This window comes from Aquibium microcysteis (assembly GCF_014495845.1).
In the GTDB taxonomy this organism is placed as follows: domain Bacteria; phylum Pseudomonadota; class Alphaproteobacteria; order Rhizobiales; family Rhizobiaceae; genus Aquibium; species Aquibium microcysteis.
In genome coordinates this window covers 2,465,328-2,485,703 of sequence record NZ_CP061080.1, presented here as the reverse complement: position 1 = coordinate 2,485,703, position 20,376 = coordinate 2,465,328, and the positions used below count along the sequence as shown (strand labels likewise).

Annotated in this window: 21 protein-coding genes; 9 read left to right on the top strand and 12 right to left on the bottom strand. The window is 64.1% G+C overall.

What is annotated here, in order from left to right:
* The first annotated feature begins 207 nt into the window (after positions 1-207).
* The 5 genes from IAI54_RS11530 to IAI54_RS11510 all read left to right on the top strand — a co-directional run bounded on the left by IAI54_RS11530 (position 208) and on the right by IAI54_RS11510 (position 3,605).
* Positions 208-705 (top strand): thermonuclease family protein, encoded by a 498-nt coding sequence (locus tag IAI54_RS11530; RefSeq protein ID WP_420838303.1) that lies wholly within the window; start codon positions 208-210, stop codon positions 703-705.
* Between the two features lie 88 nt (positions 706-793).
* The gene (locus tag IAI54_RS11525) at positions 794-1,231 is read left to right on the top strand and encodes a type II toxin-antitoxin system RelE/ParE family toxin (RefSeq protein ID WP_235679336.1); all 438 of its coding nucleotides are present in this window, start codon (positions 794-796) and stop codon (positions 1,229-1,231) included.
* Positions 1,228-1,563: a helix-turn-helix domain-containing protein gene (locus tag IAI54_RS11520; protein ID WP_187972473.1), complete on the top strand. Its 336-nt coding sequence runs from the start codon at positions 1,228-1,230 to the stop codon at positions 1,561-1,563. The genes IAI54_RS11525 and IAI54_RS11520 overlap by 4 nt, the downstream gene beginning before the upstream one ends.
* Before the next feature lie 158 nt (positions 1,564-1,721).
* On the top strand, positions 1,722-2,375 hold the full coding sequence (locus IAI54_RS11515; protein ID WP_187972472.1) for an SOS response-associated peptidase: 654 nt from the start codon (positions 1,722-1,724) through the stop codon (positions 2,373-2,375).
* A 996-nt stretch (positions 2,376-3,371) separates the two neighbouring features.
* Positions 3,372-3,605 carry a hypothetical protein gene (locus IAI54_RS11510; protein WP_187972471.1) on the top strand — a complete coding sequence of 78 codons (234 nt, stop codon included), beginning with the start codon at positions 3,372-3,374 and terminating at the stop codon, positions 3,603-3,605.
* A gap of 54 nt (positions 3,606-3,659) precedes the next feature.
* On the opposite strand, the gene IAI54_RS11505 is transcribed toward IAI54_RS11510, so the two are convergent.
* From IAI54_RS11505 to IAI54_RS11475, 7 genes are all read right to left on the bottom strand, one after another.
* Positions 3,660-3,995, bottom strand: a complete 336-nt coding sequence (locus IAI54_RS11505) for a hypothetical protein (protein ID WP_187972470.1) — start codon at positions 3,993-3,995, stop codon at positions 3,660-3,662.
* Positions 3,995-4,600, bottom strand: coding sequence for an HGGxSTG domain-containing protein (locus tag IAI54_RS11500; RefSeq protein ID WP_187972469.1), 606 nt, complete (start codon positions 4,598-4,600; stop codon positions 3,995-3,997). The genes IAI54_RS11505 and IAI54_RS11500 overlap by 1 nt, the downstream gene beginning before the upstream one ends.
* Before the next feature lie 208 nt (positions 4,601-4,808).
* Entirely contained in the window at positions 4,809-7,424 is a 2,616-nt protein-coding gene (locus IAI54_RS11495) for an AAA family ATPase (protein WP_187972468.1), read from the bottom strand.
* Between the two features lie 51 nt (positions 7,425-7,475).
* The gene (locus IAI54_RS11490) at positions 7,476-7,784 is read right to left on the bottom strand and encodes a helix-turn-helix domain-containing protein (RefSeq protein WP_187972467.1); all 309 of its coding nucleotides are present in this window, start codon (positions 7,782-7,784) and stop codon (positions 7,476-7,478) included.
* Positions 7,781-8,596, bottom strand: coding sequence for a hypothetical protein (locus IAI54_RS11485; protein ID WP_187972466.1), 816 nt, complete (start codon positions 8,594-8,596; stop codon positions 7,781-7,783). Before IAI54_RS11485 ends, IAI54_RS11490 begins: the two co-directional genes overlap by 4 nt.
* Before the next feature lies 1 nt (position 8,597).
* A complete protein-coding gene (locus tag IAI54_RS11480; RefSeq protein WP_187972465.1) occupies positions 8,598-8,807 on the bottom strand; it encodes a helix-turn-helix transcriptional regulator in 210 nt (69 codons plus the stop codon).
* A gap of 285 nt (positions 8,808-9,092) precedes the next feature.
* Complete coding sequence (locus tag IAI54_RS11475) at positions 9,093-10,214, bottom strand: tyrosine-type recombinase/integrase (protein ID WP_187972464.1); 1,122 nt, start codon at positions 10,212-10,214, stop codon at positions 9,093-9,095.
* Positions 10,215-10,959: 745 nt separating this feature from the next.
* On the opposite strand from IAI54_RS11475, the gene IAI54_RS11470 reads away from it, so the two are divergent.
* The 3 genes from IAI54_RS11470 to IAI54_RS11460 are packed head-to-tail and all read left to right on the top strand — an operon-like array spanning position 10,960 to position 14,899.
* Positions 10,960-12,309 (top strand): class I SAM-dependent methyltransferase, encoded by a 1,350-nt coding sequence (locus tag IAI54_RS11470; protein ID WP_210321235.1) that lies wholly within the window; start codon positions 10,960-10,962, stop codon positions 12,307-12,309.
* Positions 12,306-13,274 (top strand): rhamnan synthesis F family protein, encoded by a 969-nt coding sequence (locus IAI54_RS11465; RefSeq protein WP_187972462.1) that lies wholly within the window; start codon positions 12,306-12,308, stop codon positions 13,272-13,274. The genes IAI54_RS11470 and IAI54_RS11465 overlap by 4 nt, the downstream gene beginning before the upstream one ends.
* Before the next feature lie 5 nt (positions 13,275-13,279).
* Positions 13,280-14,899: a methyltransferase domain-containing protein gene (locus IAI54_RS11460; protein WP_187972461.1), complete on the top strand. Its 1,620-nt coding sequence runs from the start codon at positions 13,280-13,282 to the stop codon at positions 14,897-14,899.
* Positions 14,900-14,996: 97 nt separating this feature from the next.
* On the opposite strand, the gene IAI54_RS11455 is transcribed toward IAI54_RS11460, so the two are convergent.
* Positions 14,997-15,893 carry a glycosyltransferase family 2 protein gene (locus tag IAI54_RS11455; RefSeq protein ID WP_187972460.1) on the bottom strand — a complete coding sequence of 299 codons (897 nt, stop codon included), beginning with the start codon at positions 15,891-15,893 and terminating at the stop codon, positions 14,997-14,999.
* Between the two features lie 231 nt (positions 15,894-16,124).
* Here IAI54_RS11455 and IAI54_RS11450 point away from each other — a divergent pair, with 231 nt between their 5' ends.
* Positions 16,125-16,607 carry a hypothetical protein gene (locus IAI54_RS11450; protein ID WP_187972459.1) on the top strand — a complete coding sequence of 161 codons (483 nt, stop codon included), beginning with the start codon at positions 16,125-16,127 and terminating at the stop codon, positions 16,605-16,607.
* Here the strand turns inward: IAI54_RS11450 and IAI54_RS11445 are convergent.
* From IAI54_RS11445 to mscL, 4 genes are all read right to left on the bottom strand, one after another.
* On the bottom strand, positions 16,592-16,963 hold the full coding sequence (locus tag IAI54_RS11445; RefSeq protein ID WP_187972458.1) for a DUF1622 domain-containing protein: 372 nt from the start codon (positions 16,961-16,963) through the stop codon (positions 16,592-16,594). The genes IAI54_RS11450 and IAI54_RS11445 overlap by 16 nt on opposite strands.
* 270 nt (positions 16,964-17,233) lie before the next feature.
* Positions 17,234-18,226, bottom strand: coding sequence for a UDP-glucose 4-epimerase GalE (galE, locus tag IAI54_RS11440; RefSeq protein ID WP_187972457.1), 993 nt, complete (start codon positions 18,224-18,226; stop codon positions 17,234-17,236).
* Between the two features lie 115 nt (positions 18,227-18,341).
* Complete coding sequence (locus tag IAI54_RS11435) at positions 18,342-19,508, bottom strand: pyridoxal phosphate-dependent aminotransferase (protein WP_187972456.1); 1,167 nt, start codon at positions 19,506-19,508, stop codon at positions 18,342-18,344.
* 100 nt (positions 19,509-19,608) lie between these two features.
* Entirely contained in the window at positions 19,609-20,055 is a 447-nt protein-coding gene (mscL, locus tag IAI54_RS11430) for a large conductance mechanosensitive channel protein MscL (protein WP_187972455.1), read from the bottom strand.
* Between the last annotated feature and the right edge of the window lie 321 nt (positions 20,056-20,376).

The following is a 20,376-nucleotide window of genomic DNA, read 5'->3' as shown; positions in this document are numbered from 1 at the left end:
GCGACACGTTTGTGCAAGCGGGCAGGACGCCTATCGCGATCCCAAAAACGAAGCGGAGAATGTGACGTTGGGTAGCATGAAAACGCGCTCTCATGAACCTCACCTTTGGCTTTCTAAATAATGGAGGAATGGCCGAGAGATGTGAAGCGCCGAATGCCCCTCCAAGGAAAAATATCTATGGCGCGGAAGCTGCGTGGAACCGAGAAAATGCAAACGCGAAATTGCATGGGGCTAATTCTGATCTGCTTGGCGTCGGCTCTTCCCACCGCCTTCGCCCACGCTCAGACCGTCACCGGCCGTGCGTCCGTGGTCGACGGTGACACGATCGAGATTGCGGGCGAACGGATCCGGCTCCACGGCATCGACGCGCCGGAGAGCGGCCAGCGTTGCCAGGACAAGGCCGGTCGGGCGTATCGGTGCGGACAGGTCGCCGCGAACGCCCTTGACGCCTTCCTGGCCCAATCGAGACCGATTTCCTGCAGGTTCGTCGAGCGCGACCGTTACCGGCGCTTTGTGGGCGACTGCTACCGCGCCGATGGGGCGAGCGTGGCCGCGTGGATGGTGCGCAACGGGCACGCGCTCGACTGGCCCCGGTACAGCCGAGGCGCCTATGCAGCGGACCAGGCCGAAGCTCGACGGGTCGGCGCAGGCATGTGGCAGGGGCGGTACGTCGAGCCGTGGGAATGGAGGCGGGGCGCGAGGTAGTGCGGAAGGCGTCGTCCGCCTACGCTGGCCAGAACCGCGGCAGCTCGTCGCCAGCGCAGGGATTATATCCCCTACCACGGGGAGCTGGATGGAACGCCTCGCCCGTTTACCAGTTGACAAGGTGCGTAGTTTACATACTTATGAAGGCATGCACACAGTATCGGAACTGAACGCTTTCCGTAGGGCGGCGCAGGCAGCCGGGATGTCCGATGAGGACATCGAGGACTTCGTCGACCACATAGCAGTCAACCCGGATGACGGTGAAGAGATCGTCGGAACGGGCGGTTGCCGGAAGGTCAGGTTTTCGATTCGTGGCAATAACAAAGGCAAGAGCGGAGGCGTCCGCACGATCACGTTCTTCACAGGCACTGACCTTCCTGTCTTCCTAATTACAGTCTTCGGGAAGAGCCAGAAGGTCAACCTCACGAAGGCCGAGCGCAACAGCCTGAAGAAGCTGACCGAGGCCATAGTGGAAGAATATGTAAGGCGCGTCCAACCGCTAACCGCAGGTGGAGAAAGAGCATGAGCAAGAAGGTATTCGATCAGATCGCGGAGGGCCTGCAGGAAGCGCTAGCCGTCGCACGCGGCGAGGCCGAGCCCTACAAGCTTCATGTGCCCGCAGAGATTGACGTCAAAGCCATTCGGACAAAGACCGGTCTCTCGCAAAAGGATTTCGCCTCGACGTTTGGCTTCGGCTTTGACCAGTTGAAGCAGTGGGAACAGGGCCGCTCGCGCCCGGTTCAGGCCATGCGTGCCTATCTGCTGCTGATCAACTCAAAGCCTATCGAGATGATCAAGGCGCTTCGCGATCTTCACAGCGAGATTGTCAGCGATCTGCCGGCACGCAAGGTCGGCTAAGTGAACTATACCCCGGCCTAGCGCCGGGGAGTCCGGCTTAGTCACCACTCCACCATCCTCGTCCGCGCTCCAAATAGCTCGCGCGACGGCTCGACGCCGGCCGCGGCCTTCTCTTCCTGGCGATCGATCGGCCACCGAGATCGGAACAGGATGCTTCCATGTGCAACCTCTACAACATCTCCAAGGGACCGCAGGCGATCCTCGACTTCACGCGAGCGATGCGCAGCGCGGCCGGCAACCTGGCGCCGGGCAGCATCTATCCGAACTACCCGGCGCCCGTGGTGCGCGTCGGCGAGGACGGCGAGCGCGAGCTGGCGATGCTGCAGTGGGGAATGCCGTCGCCGCCGGCCTACGTGAAGGGTGCCGACCGCGGCGTGACGAACATCCGCAACGTTGGCTCGCCGCACTGGAGGCGGTGGCTCGGCGTATCGAGCCGGTGCGTGGTGGCCGCAACGTCCTTCGCCGAGCCGAGCCCCGCAAAGGACGAGAACGGCCGCACGCCGAACGTCTGGTTCGCGATCGACGAGAGCCGGCCGCTGTTCTTCTTTGCCGGGATCTGGACGCGCTGGCACGGCGTCCGGAAGGTGAAGGACGGACCCGGCGACTTCGAGCTGTTCGGATTCCTGACGACGACGCCGAATGCCGTGGTGGCGCCGGTGCATCCGAAGGCTATGCCGGTGATCCTGACCACGGCCGGCGAGATCGAGACATGGCTGTCGGAACCGTGGGAGGAAGCGAAGGCGCTGCAGCGTCCGCTCGCCGACGATCTGCTGACGGTCGTGCCAAAGCCGGAGACCCTCGATGCCGTTTGAAACCAAGGGCGGCTTCTTTGCGCCAAACGCCCTCCTGCCGTTTTTCGCCGGAATGGGAGCGGCACTAGTGATCGCGGCCATCGTCTGGCCTGCGGCGTGACCTCCGCTGCGCACCGATCGTAACAGAGTGGGGAAAACCGTGAACGAGACTTGCCGCAAGGGCACTGCACGCTTATCCAAGTGGACGGCATTCTGGAATCAGCCGCCTCCTCGGCGCATGTCCGTCACACCATACAATGACGGGAGGCGTTAGCTTCGGCGCGATGATGTGCTGGAGGGGGAATTAGGCACCCCAGGATGCTGCGGATGAAAGGATTGTTCCCATGAGGGTTCAATGCTCCATTCACCGGCCAGTGTCGGTTATCGACTACTGGCGATTCCGCCGGGGGCAGTTTGAGCACGTGTGCTCGCACTGCAGACGGTGGCCGCGTTCCAGCGCGGTTGCGTCCAAACCCGGACGGTTGCTGTAAGACTCGAGCCCCGCTTCGGCGGGGCTCGTTTGCTTCACCGATTTCCACCGGCTTACGTTTCCATAATCACGCGCCCATGCGGGTTCGTCAAGGGTTATCCCCGTTTTCCCCGTCGCCAAGACGGGCGTCGAATCGACGACGGCAGAAAAAAGCTCAAATATTCAATGACTTATGGGCAGACCTGCGCTTTATCAGCTAATGGACATAGTATCAAGAGGGTTTTCAGGGGGCGGCTGTGGACAACTGTGGATAGCTGTGGAAAGCATCCGCTGACGGTCGCGTCGAGCTGAGGGCATTTTGCAGCGACTCGTCGCAACGTGAAGAAGCTTCGGCCGTGGTCCGTGGACCGGAGCGCGGCACGAGCTTGCCGACTGCGGCTCCGCTGTCGGAGATGGATAGCGATCTGAAGCATATTGCCGAATTTCCACGGAGCTGGCACTCGCCCGATGTGAGTACTGGTTGCCATGCTCTCCGATCTAGGAATAAATTCTCCAAGGGCGTCGGCCCCAGCCGAAGGAGAGTCGTCTTGCAGAACCCGTTCTACGATCTCGGTTTCGTCGTGTACGAGATCGACCCCCACACCCATGACGACATCGGCGTTGTCGCCTTCGGCCGGAACGCGCTCGTCGCGCAGGCGGCGTTCGCCGCCGCGCTGGAACGGATGCCGCGATCGATGCTGATGCTCCGGCACCGCGCCCGGGTCATACAGACGGGCGTCGGCGAGGCGCTGAAGCAGGACGGCAGCTTCACGCCCGCCTAAGCCGCCGGCCAGCGCCGTCGCCCTCTGCCGGGCTGCAGCGGGCCAATACGCCTGTCAATCGAAGACGTCGTCAGGTCTACGCTTGTGTCTGGCCCGCACCGCCCGGGTGCGCTCGCTCAGTCGAGCCAGCTCCTCGCGAAGCTCCTCGCCGTTCATCTCGTGCAGGTCGCGCGGAAGGTCGCTGCCACGGTCGCGCCGGTCCAGGAGGCCGGCGAGCTGCAAGACGGCCCTCTGCGCGCTTGCGCGGGCCTGCGCCGGCGCCTTCTTGTCAGCGCAAAGCTCCATCGCCGATCGGAGCGCGACCTTCGCGCCTTCGGTCTTCGCAAGCCTGACAATTTCGAGCGTTAGATCCTCGCCGTCGAGGTCGTCCAGATAGTCGAGGTCAACCATCACCCAAAAACTCCCATGTCTGTTTCAGTCCTCGCCGCTGCAATCTCCGCACGTAGCCGCGCCGCCGCGGCGTCGAGTTCGGCGATCTCTTTCTGAAGCCGCAGAGCCTCGGGCGAGGGGAGCCGTTCCGGCCGATCGCCAAGAGACGCCAGATAGGCCGCGTCGGCCTTCAACTTCCTGCGCATCTGACGCTCGCCAACCCTGCCGGGCTTCAGCTCGCTCCGCCGCTTCTCATGCCGCGCGCGTTCCTCCGGCGTCATCGAGGCAACACGCTTCTCCCGGTCACGCCGCCGGATGTCCAGCGTCTTCAGCTTCGAATGGAGCTTCTTCTCGGCGACCGGGGACTTCCCATCAGGCCACCTTGTGCGGTGCCAGTCGTCGCCGCTCGGCGTAGCGCCGCCGTGGAAGCGGCAGCGGCCATTCTGCATCGGATGGTTCAGGCAGGGCTCGCCGTCCGACCGACGCCGCGCTCCGCAGCGCGGGCGCAGGTGCGCCTCGGCGTTGATCTTGGCGACGCCCTGGCGCCCGATCTCCTTCAGCCGCGGAGACGAGTACCAGGCGATTTGTTTCGCGGTCAGCGGACCGCGCTTCCCGCGCTTCTTCACCGGCGCTCTCCCATATTCGGACTCAAGAGGTAATCTCCCACTTGCCAGTTCTCATCCAACGGGCAGCCTACGCCCTTGGGGCGCTGCGGCTTGGAAGCCGAGCAGAGACCCCGTAGGGGTTCCAACACTTCCAACACTTCCAACGTTGAAATCATTGGGTTTTTTCCTTAGTTGGAAGCGCTTTTCCATTTCCAACGCTTCCAATCCCCTAGCCGAACACGCTAAGTGATTGCTCCGCTTCACTTTTTTCGTTGGAACTTCCAACCGATTTCCAACCGCTTCCAACCGTCGCCGCCTCGACCGTTCCAACCGTCCCGGCCGGCTCGATGATGCCCGTCCAAGCGGAATTCGCCCGATCAGGGTTCTCCTTGTAGGTCCGGACGCGGACGTCTTGTCCGTTGATCTTCCCGACGACGCCGTCCCCTCTGAGGGCTTCGCTCACTTCCGCCATCAACGCGCGCTTGGTCGTGGCCTTCGTCAAGCCGGCCTTCCGAAGCATCTCGCCGACGAGGTCGATATAGCCCGTCAGACTGAACCGGGGCTCCTCGCCGACGGCCTCCACGACGATGCGCGCGATCTGCTGCTTCCTCGCGTCCTCCTTGCCGCTTGCCGCCTTGCTGCTGGCGGCACGAGCGGCGACGTCGACCACGTCCAGGACAGGCGCGTAATCGCCCTCGGCTCGAAGACGTTCGAGCGGGCTGTCCCGGAAGAGCGCTTCAGCGGCAACGGCCGGCATTCCCTGCCCGTTGCCGACGGAGACGTTGAAGCGCCGGAGCACGATCGGCGTCTTCGGCTTGCGTCCATGGGAGACCTTCGCGAAGTCGATGCGCACAAGATCCTCGTCGTCGCCGACTGCCCAATCCTTCTCGTCCTCGGCGCGGCCGGTCACGCGGCAGAGCGTGTAGGCCGACCGAACTTTGCCGACGGCCGCAAAGCCGCCTCGGCCCGCCGCCATGTCGCCGTGATTGTCCCTGCCGGCCTTCCCGGTGTGGTGGACGACGCCGATGGAGACGCCGTGACGCGCCGCGAGGTTGGCGAGTTCCTGGAGAAGCGCGTTCATGTCGTCGTTCGAGTTCTCGACGCCGCCGGAATAGAGGCTGATCTGCGGGTCGAGCGAGACGTGAATCGCCCCGCTCTGTACGATGAGTGATTCGAGCCGGTCGGCGCCAGGCGCGCGCAGGAGCGGGGCGCCCGACGACTTACGCTGCATGATCGTCAGCGGCTCGGCATCGACGCCGGAAAGGAGATAGATAGGGTGGGGCAGGGTGGCGACACCGAAGTACCGCTGCGCGGCCGCAAGCCTCCGCTCCATCTCCGCAAGCCGGTCCTCGGCGTTGTAAATGAGAACCGGGCCGGCGCGGTGCAGCCGCTCGGGGCTCGCGCCTGTCTCTCCGCGCAGTATCCGCTCGCTTCCTGTCGCGATGGCGAGGGCGTCTCGCAGGGCGAGCGTGGACTTGCTGACGCCCGGCTCGCCGACGCACTGGCACACGTCGCCAAGCGGCAGCCTCGGCTCGATCAGGTACTCGCGCACGGGGATAGAGGCCGGCTCGATAAGCGAGGTCACGATCCGAAGCCCTCGGGAACCCTTCGGCCCCCTCGGCCCCTCGGCCGTTGCGGCAGCGCCCAGCATCGGCTCGAAGAAGCGCTCGATGATCCCCTGCCGTGCTTCCTCGTCCTGCCGACGTCTCTCGATCATGGGAGCAGCCACGTTGCCCCATGCGCGCGATAGTGCGCGTTGCGACAGGTGCTTGTCGTTGTCGGCCATCTTGGGCCATGCGGCAGCGAGGGTGCCGAACTCCGTCACGTCGAAGGTCTCGACCGTAGAGCCGCCGAGCCGCGCCGCGAGGTTCGCCAGCCACGCGGAATCTGTCGTGTCAGTGCCCGAGAGTGCGGCGGCGTCGCCTTCCCACAACGCGGCCAGCCTGGCGTCCGCCGACATCGCGCTCCTCAACTTGCGCTGGACATCCCAAGGCAGTTCGGTGAGCGACCGGCCTTCTTCCACCGGCCCCATGTCGATCTCGTCGTAGGCCGCGCGAACAAGGGCAATCTGCTGGTCCTGATCGGTGAGGCCCCCGCCGTCCTGCGGCGGGATCAGGGCCGCCAGCTCGTCGAGAGCGTATCGGTGGTCGACGTGGCGCAGCAGCGCCGCCGGCCGCTCCGACCGGCCCGCCGCGCGCTTCTTGGCGTCCGGGATGTTGAGCGTGCCCGGCAGGCGGAACAGTCGGTCGACGTTCTGGATGGCGTCGCCGCCGAGCAGCTTCCGAAGCCCCCGGCCCTGCGCTTCGGCGCGCTCGCCCGCTTCGGCCGCGGGCTGCTTGTCCACCCTCCAGAGAAACTGGACGCCGCCTCCGCTGTCGACGGTCCAGGTTGGCGGGGCCGGATGGCTTTGCAAGAACTCGACCAGATCGGATAGGCGCTGGCGCTCTTCGTGGAAAGGCTTCGTCTTGTCGGGGTCGACGTCCGCATAGACGCACCGGATCGCGGCGATGTCGTCTTTCTTAAGCTTCCGGTGGGGCTTCTCGAGCCCGCCGCAGGGCTCATTCGCCGTGAAGTAGAGGTTCTTGCGCCCGCTGCGGGCGCGGATCCAGTTGCGCATCGCATTGAATTCGCCGGGCTCGAACGTCCGGCCCTCCACGCTTCCGCTCGGATCGTAAGGATCGATGGCGACGAGATTGTGCCTCCCGGTCGCATCCAAGCTCTGCAGAAAGGAAACCGCGGCCTCTGCGCCAGCGGCGATTTCGTTCGGGCCGAAGTGGGAAGAGGGTGCGCTGTCGAGAATAGCCGGTTGTATTGGCGCCGGAGCCGTGCTATCAGCAGGGTGCATTTGTAATACCTCTGGCCGGCACTGTTTGCGCAGTCGCCGGCTTTCTTTTTGTCAGGTGTTGTTCACGATCAGGAACAGGCGGGGCCTCGGCCGGCGCGCCCTGGCGCGCCGGATCAGATGGTTCTGCAGGCCGATCTCGTTGACCAGCACTCGCCTCCCGTCGCGCCAACTGTCGATAATGCCAGCGGCGCACCAATCGTAAATCGTAGCGGCCGAGACGTCGGCGCGTTCCGCTGCGTCGGCTGCGGTGATGTAGGTCGTCATCGTTTCAGGCTTCATCGGTTCCTCGCGCGAAGGTTTGGAATCTGTCACGTCGATTTGTACGAAGACAGCGCGTCCGGAGCCGTGAAAATGGTTCAAGCCGACTTCGCCCGGTCAATGCGGGCGACAGCGCGCTCCAGGCACGCAGCCATGCCGTGGGTGCGTTCGATGGCGTGGGCGAGGGACGCGCCGGACTTGTTGCGGTACTCCGGCCTCGACTTCGCCTCGCGCTCGATCCGCGAAAGGGAAAGCACCACGGCGAAATGAGCCCACAGGAGCGCGGTTGCTGTGAGCTTCAGCGCTTCGTCCCGGTCCTGAAACAGCCGCAGCATCCGGTTTCCGAACTTCACGCTGTCGTTCGTGTAGCGGGCCGTGGCTCGAAGGACATGGTGCGGACGAAGACGGTGCCCTTTGTCCTTCTCCGGGATGCCCTCGTTCAGCTTCTCAATCGTCGCCACTCTGAGCCCGCGTTCCGACCGCCGCTTGCCATCCGTCGGCAGGCCCCGTGTCACGTTGGCGATGGCGACGCTGGCGGGCTCCCAGGAGAACGGCTTCGCTGGGCTTGCTTGGCTCGCCTGATCGACGAGGCGCCACAACTGTCGCCGTTCCGCCACCCGCTGGCCGATGTACGCCGCCGCGGCGGGGCTGTCGGTATCGGCTCCCACGCCTTCGAGTTCGCGGCGGACGTCGTCCCGCAAGACGCGATCGATGGGCGCCAGAAAGTTCCGATTTGCGCGCTCGATCGGCTGCGCGACCTCTGGCGGCGTGCCCCTTGGCACCACGATCGGCGGCGACCAGATCGGGACATCCGGCTCCCTGTCGAGAATGCTCATAGCCTCGACGAGGAACGCCAGATGCGACGACGGATGCGGCTTCCAGTAGAAGACCGAGTAGTGCCCGGCTTCGGCCATGTTAGGACTGCGACCTCTGGATCCACGCCCGCACGTCGGAGACCTGGTAGCGAAGGCGGCCTTCGATCTTCCTGAACTTCGGGCCGCGGCCTTCGCTGGCCCACATCTTCAGCGACTGCTGCGTGAAGTTGGTCGCGAGCGCGACCTGCTTGCGGGTCATGTACGCATGATCCGGCAGTTCGTTGATGTTCGGAATCTCCGATGTCGGCACGGCATGTCTCCAGTGTTGCGAGCGGGTTTCCCCGGGGCGGAGCCCCTTATACGCCTCGGCGGGTGCTGGAGCCAAGTAAAAAAGGGTTAGTCTGCGTCCGTCATGGTACGCTCTTCAAGTGTTATACATATGGACGGCAAATGTTATACGTATCTAAGCTGTTGTCCCGCAACAAAGACGCGGTCAGGTCTTGCGAGACGGAGGGCGCGAAGAAAATTCTCGCAGGCGTTCGCGGTGCTGATCTCGAAGGGCGGGCGCCAGCCGAAACGCCGGGCCGGCCGCGCCTCACCGGGCCGGGCTGGCCTGCAGGACGTTCTCCTTGACGTGGGCTTCCCATCGCGTGAACGCGCTTCGGAGCCGGTCCTTCGCGTCGTCGCGATTATAGATCGCCTCCAGGTCGCCGCGGGCGTGGCCCAAGGCCAACTCGGCGACTTCCGTCTCGACGCCAAGCCGAGACATGCCTGTCCGCACGGTGCGGCGCAGATCGTGCAGATGGAAATCGACCTTCGCAGCCTTGCAGACGGCCGGAAACATCTTCGACCATCCCTGCATCGGGCCGCCCGTGCGCGCCGACGCGAAGACGACGTCCGACCCGGCGATCCTCGGGCAGAGGTCGAGAACTTCCTGCAGGGCGTCGCCGTAGGGCACGAGATGGTCTCGGCCCTGCTTCACGAACATCGCGGGCAGGCGGATGCTGCGGTCGGCGGCGTCGATCATGCCCCAGGTGAGTCCGGCGGCCTCGCCGCGCCGGCAGCCGGTCAGGATCAGGAAGCGGAGCAGGCGCCCGATCGGCTTGCTCGTGTCGGCTGCCTTCCACACCGCGGCAAGCTCGTCATCGGACAGCGCGCGACCATGCTGAGCCCTGCCGATGCGGTCGGCCCGGGTGTCCCGGGGTCTGCGATACCCGACCAGCGGGTTTCTATCGATCACGCGGGCCTTCGCCGCGCACCAGGACAGGAAGGCGCTGCAACGGGACCGAAAGTCAGCAGCCGCGCCGGCGGAGCCTTGCTTCTCCAGGCCCTCGATCACTTCGACGAGGTCGACGGCCGTCACGCTCGCGATGTCATGCGTCAGGAACGGCCCCAGGCGTTTCTTCAGCCCTGCCACGACGACCGACCGGTTCACGTAGCCGCGGCGCTTCAGGTCCGCGTCGTAGCGCGTCAACAGATCGCCGACCCGGGAGCTTTCCTTCCGCTTCGCCTCTCTCCGCTCGACGGCCGGGTCCATGCCGCTGGCGATACGGCCGAGCATGACGCGGGCAAGGCTGCGCGCCTCGGCGCACTTCATGGCGGCGACCGTTGCGAGCTTCAGGCGCTTCGTGTTAGCGCTGCGCCCGACGCCGGCCGGTCGGAAGGCGAGGATCCAGCTCTTCCCTTGCGGGCGAACCCGAAGGCCGAATCCGGTCACGTCGGCGTCCCATACGATCAGGTCGGACTTGCCCGGCTCGAGTTCGGTCCTGGCGGCGAAACCGTCGGTTAGGCGTGTCTTCATCAGGGGCTCCGGGCAGCACATGGGCAGCACGGCAAAAAATTCTCGTGCTATCCTCCACTACCCCACTACGAGGCGCGCATCCACCGCAAGATGATGATTTATATAGCCGAATACAGCCTGCGCATAACCGTTCTTACCTCGTGAGCATTACCTTGGTAAGGGAGAGGTCGAGAGTTCAATCCTCTCTGGCAGCACCATCGACATTCCCGCAAATCCCTGAAGTCGCGAAGAAACCTCGCTCCCATTGCCGGTCCAGACGAGCAAGACGACGGGTGATTCCTGTCGGTGCTGCTGCAATGCGGCAGTCGATGTTCCCCGAGGGTTCCGGTCGCTCCGGGACAGGAGGCTTCCCGGCCAGAATTTTTTTCCGCGGTCCAAGGAATTTGCAGGCGCCGCGCATTATGTGCGCCGTCCCTAAATTAGAAAGTATCAAGACACCATCCCGAATCTCTGTTACGGCAAAACGTCTGTCGGCTCCGGATTCATTTCGTCCAAGTAACGATTCGCTCGACCGGCATTCAGGAATCTGCGGAATTGAAATTTTGTTTGCCGTTTATTTTAAATATTTTCTGAAATCGAGATTTCTTTTGTATTCACATATTTATTGTATGGAATTTTCTGCAATCCAGATGCTAAATGTAGATGATGACTGGGTCCGGTTATGATTGCTGATTTTGACGTGCCCCTCGGTCAGAAGCCCGTTAAACCGTGCCGAGTATGTGGTGCGGGAGGTGCCGTTCTGCACCTAAGGCTACTGCCGCAGCCGGGTGAAAGTGTTGATCAGCTCCTTCTGTTTCGGTGTGTTTCCTGCGCCTCCTTCTACTTTGACGGCGACGAGCCGGCTTCGGCCTACGAGAGCATGCCGAAATCCGATTCTTTCTGGCTCGACTATGTACAGGTGGGCGCCGGCATAAGCGCTATGCTCGCGCCGCTCCTCGCTCTTCGTCCCCTACCCACCACGTCTTTGGTCGACGTCGGTTCCGGCTTTGGATACATCGTCGACTTCTGGCAGCGACAGGGCCAGCGGGCTGTCGGTATAGAGCCGTCCTCTTACGGCGAGCTTGGTCGCGAGAAGCTCGGGATCGACAACCGTTCCTGCGATCTGGAGGGGTTCATCAAGGCCTATCCGCAAGAGCGATTTGGACTGGTGTTCAGCAGCGAGGTGATCGAACACACTTCTGATCCACGTCGATTTGTCGATGCGCTCGTCACGATGATGGATGACGATGCTACGCTCATTCTCACGACACCCTCTACTTCTGCCATCTCTCCCCAGACGGAGAGTGCGAGCTTGATCGCGGCGCTGTCACCTGGCTTCCACTACACCATACTTTCTCCCGAGGCGCTGGTTGGCATGCTGAGCCGCCACGGATTGCGGGTGAAGACCCATACTGAAGGCGTACAAACCTTTGTATGGGCCAGGCGCGGCGCGATGCCAGATGTGGCCGTGAACGAGCCCCAGTGGACGCGTTATCTTTGTTATCTCGAAGATCTTTCACGGGTTGCCGACCGGCATGTGTCAGGCGGAGCGCTGTGTCGCCTGTTCAAGGATGCGCTCAACACGGGCGACTCTGCCCGCGCCGGGAAGGCGTACCAGTGTCTCTTGCGCGCCGCCGAAGACAGCTACGGGATACGTCTGGAAGACCCCGAGCTGTCGGAACTGCTGGAAAATACTCAGTCTTTGGCCATGCTTGACCGCTTTCCAGCGTGGCTCGGCAACGCACTTCTGTTCGGGGCACTACAGGTGGGATTCACGAGGGGAGACTACCGTACGAAGGTGCGCATGCTTGATGCCGCTCTGCGCGTGCTCGAGCGGCGGGCGCACGTCGAAAAACAGTTCGGCCAGGAGGCGGCACATTTTCTGCCCTTCGCTCGCCGTCAATATCAGATCGCATTGTGCGAGGGACTGCAGACTTCCCTGCCGTATACGGAGACTCCGTTTCCGGAAGATCTTCGCCGTAACCTTCTCTCACTCCAGATGCTGGCCGCGGCACTGACGGACCGGGCATGACGACAATTCTGAGGACCGCCGGCACCTTGGTCGGTGATCTCTACCTTCGATCGATTTCTGCCGTTCGGGGCGAGATGCGTTCACGCGCCATCGGGGAGGATCCCAACCGTCACTCGCAGTCCTTCTGCATCTACGTCCACTACGACAGGGGGCGTACGCTACACCGCTACGTAAGGGATCAGGTCGCTGCCCTTGCAGTCCATGGCTACCGGATCATTTTCGTCTCACATGCCCGCTCCAGGCCAGATCTGGAAGCTTTAGCGCCGCACTGCATGCAACTGTTCCACCGACGCAACATCGGTCATGATTTCGGCGCCTACGGTTTCGGCCTGAGGTGGCTTCATATGCAGGGCCTTCAGCCTGCCGACGTAATCCTGACGAATGATTCCTGTTACGGTTATTTTGCCGGGCTCGGCGACATGCTGGCCGCTTCGCGTGCCTCGAAAGCGGCACTCTGGGGCGTTACGGAATCCTATGACATCGCCTATCATCTCCAGAGCTACTTCCTGCGCATTTCGGCCGAGCTGTACGCCAGCAAGCGGTTCTGGACATTCGTTGACCGCCTGCCGCGCACCGGCAATCGGAGGCGGGTTATTCGCGCAGGCGAGATCGGGTTGACGCAGCATCTCCTCCGGGAAGGATTTTCGACCGAGAGCTTCGTGGCCTACAAGGATCTCGTCGCGGACTGGAACACCTGTCGCGAGAAGCGCCCCGCCTTGCGCCCTGGAGAGCGCGAATTCGCCGAGTGGCTGGAGAGTTGCCTCATCCGTGGCCGCCCCATGAACCCGACGCATTGCTTCGCCGATCGGCTGATCGAACGCTTTCACGTCCCCCTTGTCAAGAAGGACCTCCTGCGCGTGAATCCGCTCGGCGTTCCCCATCTCGACAGGATCGAGCAACTCGTCACAAGCGGCGGCGGCGATTTCTCTTCGGTGGCAGAACATCTGAAATTCGGGGATCTCTAGGCCGCATGAAGTATTTCTCGGAAAAGAATCTCCACGTCGCGGACATATCGGCCGGAAATCCAAGCCGTTCGTCCACGGTGCCCCCTGTCGCGGTGGATTCGGCGATCACCATGCTTCTCGCGAACGGCCCTACATACCGGGTCGACAGCCACGGGGGCCAAGCGGCGCTGGGTTTCCCGTTCATCTTCATCGCGGGAGCAAGGCACAATGTCACGCTTGAGGTGCAGGTGGGGACCGCCGCAGGTTTCCGCGTCGAAGTCCACGGCAGGGTCACCAAGATGCAGAAGGCCGTGGCGAAGATTGGGTCGGATGGCTCAATCCACAGTATCTCGGAGGAGATCCGTGACCTGTCGGTCAAGGTCCTCGCGGTTGGACGCCTTGAAATAAGCTTCTGCTTCGTGCCCTTCCGGACACGTCTTGAATATCTCTACCTTTTCGCCTTCAATGATGCAGAAAATGTTTCTGAAAATTGTCTTCTTGAGGTAGCGCCGGCGCTGTTCGAATCTTGGAAGGCGCCGTTACATCTTCGATCCATGGAGCATGTAGAGGCAAATATAGAAGGAGAATATGTATGTGCAATTCAGGAAGTATTGATAATTGAGAATTACATCAAGATAGAGTTCGAGATACACAAGCGTGGATCAGAATTGCGAGCCATCGGTGTACGCCATGGCTCCATGCGGATAGCAACGTCTCAATGGTGGAACTGGCTGGCAGGGGGAAGAACTTCGCCAACCGGAGGAGACGACGCATATTGTTGGCCGGCACCGCAGCAGCCGTCTGCGCCCATAATGGCTCCCGCTCTCGTTGATTGCTTCGGCCCGGACTTCGTGCATCACGGCCACGCCGTGACGCTGCTGCTGAATGATCTCCCCGATTTCCAAGCACGCCCGTTGATGGAGATCGGGCGGCTGGGGGAGGTGTTCCTGAGGGCCGAGTTTCAAGACGGCTCCTCATACGAAATCGATGTGGCTGCAGAGCTGGCGAAGGGTGGTCCGGACGATTGGAACACCGTCCTTAGCCGTTCTGTCGCTTCATTGCTCGCTTCTGCGGGGGATAACCCGCTTTTCCTGGAAGTGGGTGCACGGGGCGACGCGAGTTGCGCCATGCGCAATTGGGCCAACGCCTCAGGGTTGCGCTATCTGGGCCTCGATATCGTCCCATCTCCAAACGTCGACATGGTGGGAGATGCCCACCAACTCTCCCGTTACCTCGACGAGGGATCGGTCGATGTTGTCTATTCGTCGGAAGTTCTCGAACACCTCGTAAGCCCCGTCGCCTTCATTGCAGAATCCGGCCGTGTGCTCCGGCCCGGCGGCCTGTTCATCTGCCGTGCACCCACGACCTGGCCCCTGCACGCCGAGCCATGGGATTTCTGCCGCTTCAGCCGCCACAGCTGGCAGGGGTTGCTAAACGCAGGAACTGGCTTCGAGATAATCGGAACCTATGAGTTTGGGAGGGCGTCGGTGCTTCCCCGGCGTCTCGGTGGAGCAAGTGGCATCATGATGTCCTGCCATCCGGCGCCGATGTTGAGTGCCGTTATCGCGCGGCGAACCGATGTGGCGGGGTCCGTTGCCAATTCGCCGGAGCGGATTCTTGCTGAAGGGCACTACGACCCTGCATGACTGATACAGGACGCCGAGTAGGAAGGTCGTCTTCGGATAACACCAACGGCTCTTCCCGCAGGTTCTCCGCAACCGGGCGTCAGCAGGTCGGGTTCGGTCAGGTGCGGGAGGCAAGCAACCGGCGGAGGCGGCGGCGCTGTGCTTCGAACCGCGACGGCGCGGGAGCGATGGTGTCGGCGAACCGCGGCGGAAGGCGGCAGAGGCGGCCCTGGTGATGGACATCATCGGGGAAGCGTCGCAGATGGTCGAGATCTCCCGCGGGATCGAACTCTGCTGCGCGGCCGGTTTCCTCCGGTTCGGGAAACACGTGCGCGAGATATCGTTCGGCATCGAGACCGAAGTGCATGCTGTGGCCTGCCTCAAGATCGCTCTGCGACATCCGGATCGCGTTGAGACGCCTGTTGCGGGCACGCGCGATCGTCTCGTCGGCCGCCCGCAGGTGGAACATGTAGAGGTCATCGCTCTGCCGGCGCGGCCGGTCGCAGCGATGGAAGCCGGGGCTCCAGTTCAACGGCACACGGCTGACGAGAGGCTTGCAATAGCCTGCGTCGAACTGGACCCAGGCACGCTGCCGCAGCAGGGGCCTGCGGGTGTCGAGGGCGGGCTCTCGTCCGCGATCGTGGACGACGTTGAACCCGACCACGTCGAAATAGGGGTGCTCCCCGTTCTTCTCGAGGAAATCCGGCAGCCCTGCGTGCCGCGCCGGGTCGGGCACGATCAGTTCGTCCGCATCGCTCATGACGACCCAGTCGTACCGATGCAGCAGCATCGACTGGAGCGAACTCATCATCGCGGCGCGACTGACCTCGTCGAACTCGCCGTCCGGCAGATCGATCAGCTGATAGGGGCGGGACCTGTCGGCGCGCTGACGGTGGTCGGCGAACGAAACGACGAAAAGGTTGTTCTCGCCGACCATGCGCCCGTAATGTTCGAGCCACAGCGGCAGGAACTCCGGCTCGTTGAAAGCCATCGTGATCGCGGCGATACGCGGCATCGGGCCTCGGGCTCCAGATCGTGCGGCGCCATGGCGCCGTCCGCCGTCTGACAACACTGCGGCGCGGGGGTGTCAAGCCGCCGTCTGCGGGGCGGCCGGGTTCGCCGACCGCGCCGGCGCGACCGGCTTTCGGGCTCTGCGCCACCGGGGACGTTCGAATCCGATCGATCCCGGCAAGGGGGCGTTCACCGCCAGCCGCATCGGCAGGTGCGCCCGGCGGCAGAAAGGTCCATGGCAGCGGCCATGCTGCGTCTCCTCTCCATCATCGTGCTCGCCAGCCTCTGCACCACGCCCGCCCGGGCCGAGTGGGAGTGGACGCGCTGGGGCATGACGACCCATGCGGTACGCCTGGCTGCGCCGGCCAATCTCGTGCGCCTCGACGAGCCGGTCGGCCGGTCGCGGCTGCGCATGCTCTTCTCGGTCGAGACCGAGATGATGGGGATCGCCGTGCTGGCGCGTCTGGGCTTCGGCAGAGGCGGCGAACTGGGCATGGTGGAACTGCGGCCGGTCGACCCGGCGGTCGGCTGCCCTGCCGCATCCGGTGAACTGGCGCGGCGTCTCGGGGCTCCCGTATCGCAGCGGCGGTCGCCGTCGCCGAGGCTGCTCTGGGCCGAGGCGGGCATCAACCTGATCGAGTTCCGCAGCGCCGGAGATGGCGCCTGCATCATCCGTCTGACGCCGCTACCGAAGCGGCAGCCCTATCTCGGCGGCTGATCGTCGCGACGCGGCTGCCAGGGAAAGCGACCTTCGATCTCCACCTCCAGAGCGATGCTGAGGAAGGTCCGGATGAACACGATGCCGGCCAGGACCGCCACGCTTTCCAGCGTCGGATCGACGGCGACCGTGTTGATGATGTCGGCGGCGACCAGGAATTCCAGCCCGAGCAGGATCGCCCGCCCGACGTCGCCGCGGTAGCGCTGGAACGTCATGTCCTGACCGCTTTCGACGACATGGCGAAGCGCGAACCGCCCGGTGGCCATCACGATGCCGAGCACGATAGCCGCGATCCCTGCGGCCTCGATCGAGCGGGTCGTCCAGTGGAGCAGGGTGGTGAAGAGGCTGTCGTGCATGGTCGGCACTCCCGGTCACTGTTCGGGCATCGCGGCCATGATGGCCGGCTGCTCCGGCGCCAGCAAGCCCGGGTGAAAGAGAGGCACGGGCGTGGCAGACGTCCGGTGAAGCTGGAAACGGGAGCATGGTTCCCGGCTCTACCCTGGATCCAGTAGCCGCCCGAACCCTGTGCCGCATGGTCCGGCGGCCGCAGGTTCGAACGGAAACTGCGGACGCCCAGCCGTTCCCGACCGTCAGGAACCGGTCGGCGGACGTGCGGCTGCGGGGAGTCAGGTCGCGGAATTTTTCCGCGACAGGCTCTCTTCCCAGGCGAGCGACGTCTCCATGATGTCGTCGATGGCGTCGAAACGCGGCGTCCAGGCCAGTTCCTTGCGGGCCCGGGCGGCATTGGCGATGACGGAGGCGAGGTCGCCCGGCCGGCGCGGGGCGAAGGCGACGGAGAAGTCGCGCCCCGAGACGCGCCTGGCGCTCTCGATCACCTCGCGCACGGAATAGCCGCGGCCGTAGCCGCAATTGGCAATCAGGTTGCCGCCGCCGCTGCGCAGCCGCTGCAGCGCCAGACGGTGCGCGAGCGCCAGGTCGGAGACATGGATGTAGTCGCGCACGCCCGTGCCGTCCCGCGTCTCCCAGTCCGTGCCGTAGACGTCGACGCGCTCTCGGCGGCCATGGGCTGCCTCGCAGACGACCTTGATCAGGTGCGTGGCGCCCTTCGTCGACTGACCGGTGCGGCCTTTCGGATCGGCGCCGGCGACGTTGAAGTAGCGCAGGATGGCGTAGTCGAGCGCATGGGCGACGGCGACGTCGCGCAGCATCAGTTCGACCATGAGCTTGGACATGCCGTAGGGCGTCTGCGGCGCGACCAGCGCCTCCTCGTCGAGCGGCAGCGTGTCGCCGGGGGCATAGATCGCGGCGGTCGAGGAGAAGATGAAGTGGCGGACGCCGCCGGTCACGGCGTGCTCGATCAGCGCCCGCGACTTGCAGGTGTTGTTCTCGTAGTAGAAGAGCGGCTGCGAGATGGATTCCGGTACCACGACGGAGCCGGCGAAATGGATGATCGCGTCCACCGCATGCTCCTCGATGACCCGACGGACGAGCCGGCCGTCGGCGACGTCGCCCCTGTGGAACACGGCTTCAGGTGCGAGCGCCCATTCGAAACCGGTCGACAGGTCGTCGATGACGACGACCTCCTCGCCGGCGTCGAGCAAATCCCACACCATGTGGCTGCCGATGTAGCCGGCGCCACCCGTGACGAGCACAGCCATTGGAGAATTCCGCCTGTTGTCCCGGCACACGTCCCGGTGCGCCAACGAGCGGACTATGCGCAGAAATCGTCTGAGGTGCCGTTAAGTCGGTCCCTGCAATTTTAGCGATTGCTCTTCAGCGGCTGCCGATCCACCGGGCGATGCGTCCGGCGGCCTCCTCAACCTCGTCCAGCCGCCGGTGGAAGCAGAGCCGCAGGTAGCCGTCGCCGCCCGCACCGAAGGCGGTTCCGGGGGCGAGGCCGACATTGGCCCTGTCGACGATCTCGGCTGCCGCGGCGCGTGCGTCGGGCAGGCCGTCGACGGCGAAGAACAGGTAGAACGCGCCCGCCGGGGGCGACAGGCGCACCCGGTTGGTGGCGCCGAGGATGCGGCAGACCATGTCGCGCGCGGTCGCCGCGCGCTCGACCTGTCCGGCGACGAAATCGTCGCCCTGGTCGAGCGCGGCCACCGCACCGCGCTGCAGGAACTGCGGAACGCCGGAATTGGAGTACTGGATCAGGTTCTCGAAGGTCTGCTGCAGGCTCGGATGGACCCGCATCCAGCCGACGCGCCAGCCGGTCATCGCCCAGTTCTTTGAGAAGCTGTTGACGAAGATGACGCGGTCTTCCGGCTCCATCACGTCGACGAAGGACGCCGCGCGGCCGCCGTCATGATGGAACAGGGCGTAGATCTCGTCGGCGATGATCCAGAGACCGTGCCTGCGGGCGAGTGCCAGGATGTCCGCCAGCGTCTCCCGGTCGGCGGTCCAGCCGGTGGGATTCGACGGCGAGTTGACGAAGAGCACGCGAGTCCTCGGGGTGAGCGCGGCGGCGAGCCGTTCGACGTCCAGCGTCCAGCCCCTGTCGGAAAAAATCAGTTCCACCGCGACCGGCTTCGTGCCCATCACGCCGGCCGCCGCGGCGAAGTTCGGCCAGGCCGGCGAGAGATAGACCGCCTCGTCGCCGGCGCCGGCGGTCGCCTGCAGGGCCATCTGGATGGCGTGCATGCCCGAACCCGTCACCAGGAATTCCTCGGCGGCGGCCGGTCGGCCGAAATGGCGGCGATGATAGTCGGCAAGGGACTGGCGCAGTTCGGGCATGCCGCGCTGCCAGGTGTAGAAGGTCTCTCCGGCTTCCAGGCCGGCGATGGCGGCGCGGGTGATGAAGTCGGGCGTCGGCAGGTCGCCTTCGCCCGCCCACATCGGAATCAGGCCCGGACGTCCGCGACCATAGTCGATGATCGCCGAGATGCCGCTGTCGGGTGCGAGCCGGGTTTCGGCCCGGAGGTCTTGAAGGAGGCTCATGGCGAACGCTGTCCGTGTGCGAAAGCCGCCGGATACGCCCGCCATGGGCGGTACTGCAATAGGCCAGCGCGGCGCAAACCGATCCGCCGCGCCGCGCGGGTCAGACGCTGCGGCCCGGCTCGTCGCGCTTGGCCAGGAGGTCGCGAATCTCCGTCAGGAGCAGGATGTCGGCCGGCGGCGGTGCCGGCTGGTTCGGCGTGGCCTTCGGCCTCTCGATGGTGCGGCGCATCCGGTTCACGCCCTTGATCATGATGAAGATGATCCACGCCAGGATGAGAAAGTTGATCACCACGGTGACGAAGTTGCCATAGGCGAAGACTGCGCCCTGCTCGCGTGCCGCCGCCAGCGTCGTGGCCGTCACGCCCGAGGCGAGCGGCAGGAAATAGTTCGAGAAGTCGACGCCGCCGAAAATGGCGCCGACGATCGGCATGATGATGTCGTCGGTCAGCGACTTGACGATCAGTCCGAAGGCCCCGCCGATGATGACGCCGACGGCGAGATCGATCACGTTGCCTTTCGAGATGAATTCCTGGAATTCCTTGAGCATGTCCCCTCACTCTTCCCGGCTGCGGGCCCCGGGACGCGGCGCTTGTTGCGGCAGAAGATATAGCGCCGGCCGGCGCAAGAAGAAACGTCCTTCGGTCGGACCTGGACAGTACTTGGACGACACGCTCTGCCCGGGTGCCCGCCGCCCCCGTCGTCGTCGACTGCGGCAGGCAGTGTCGACCCGAATGGCAGAGCGTCGGCGTTCCGGGGCAGCCGAGGGCGGGCGGAGGGTCGAAGAGCCGATCCTCGTTACCGGCAAGGGTCCAAGCATCTCGGCATGCAGCCGGGGCTTGGTTCCTGCACGGGAATTTGCTTTTTCGGG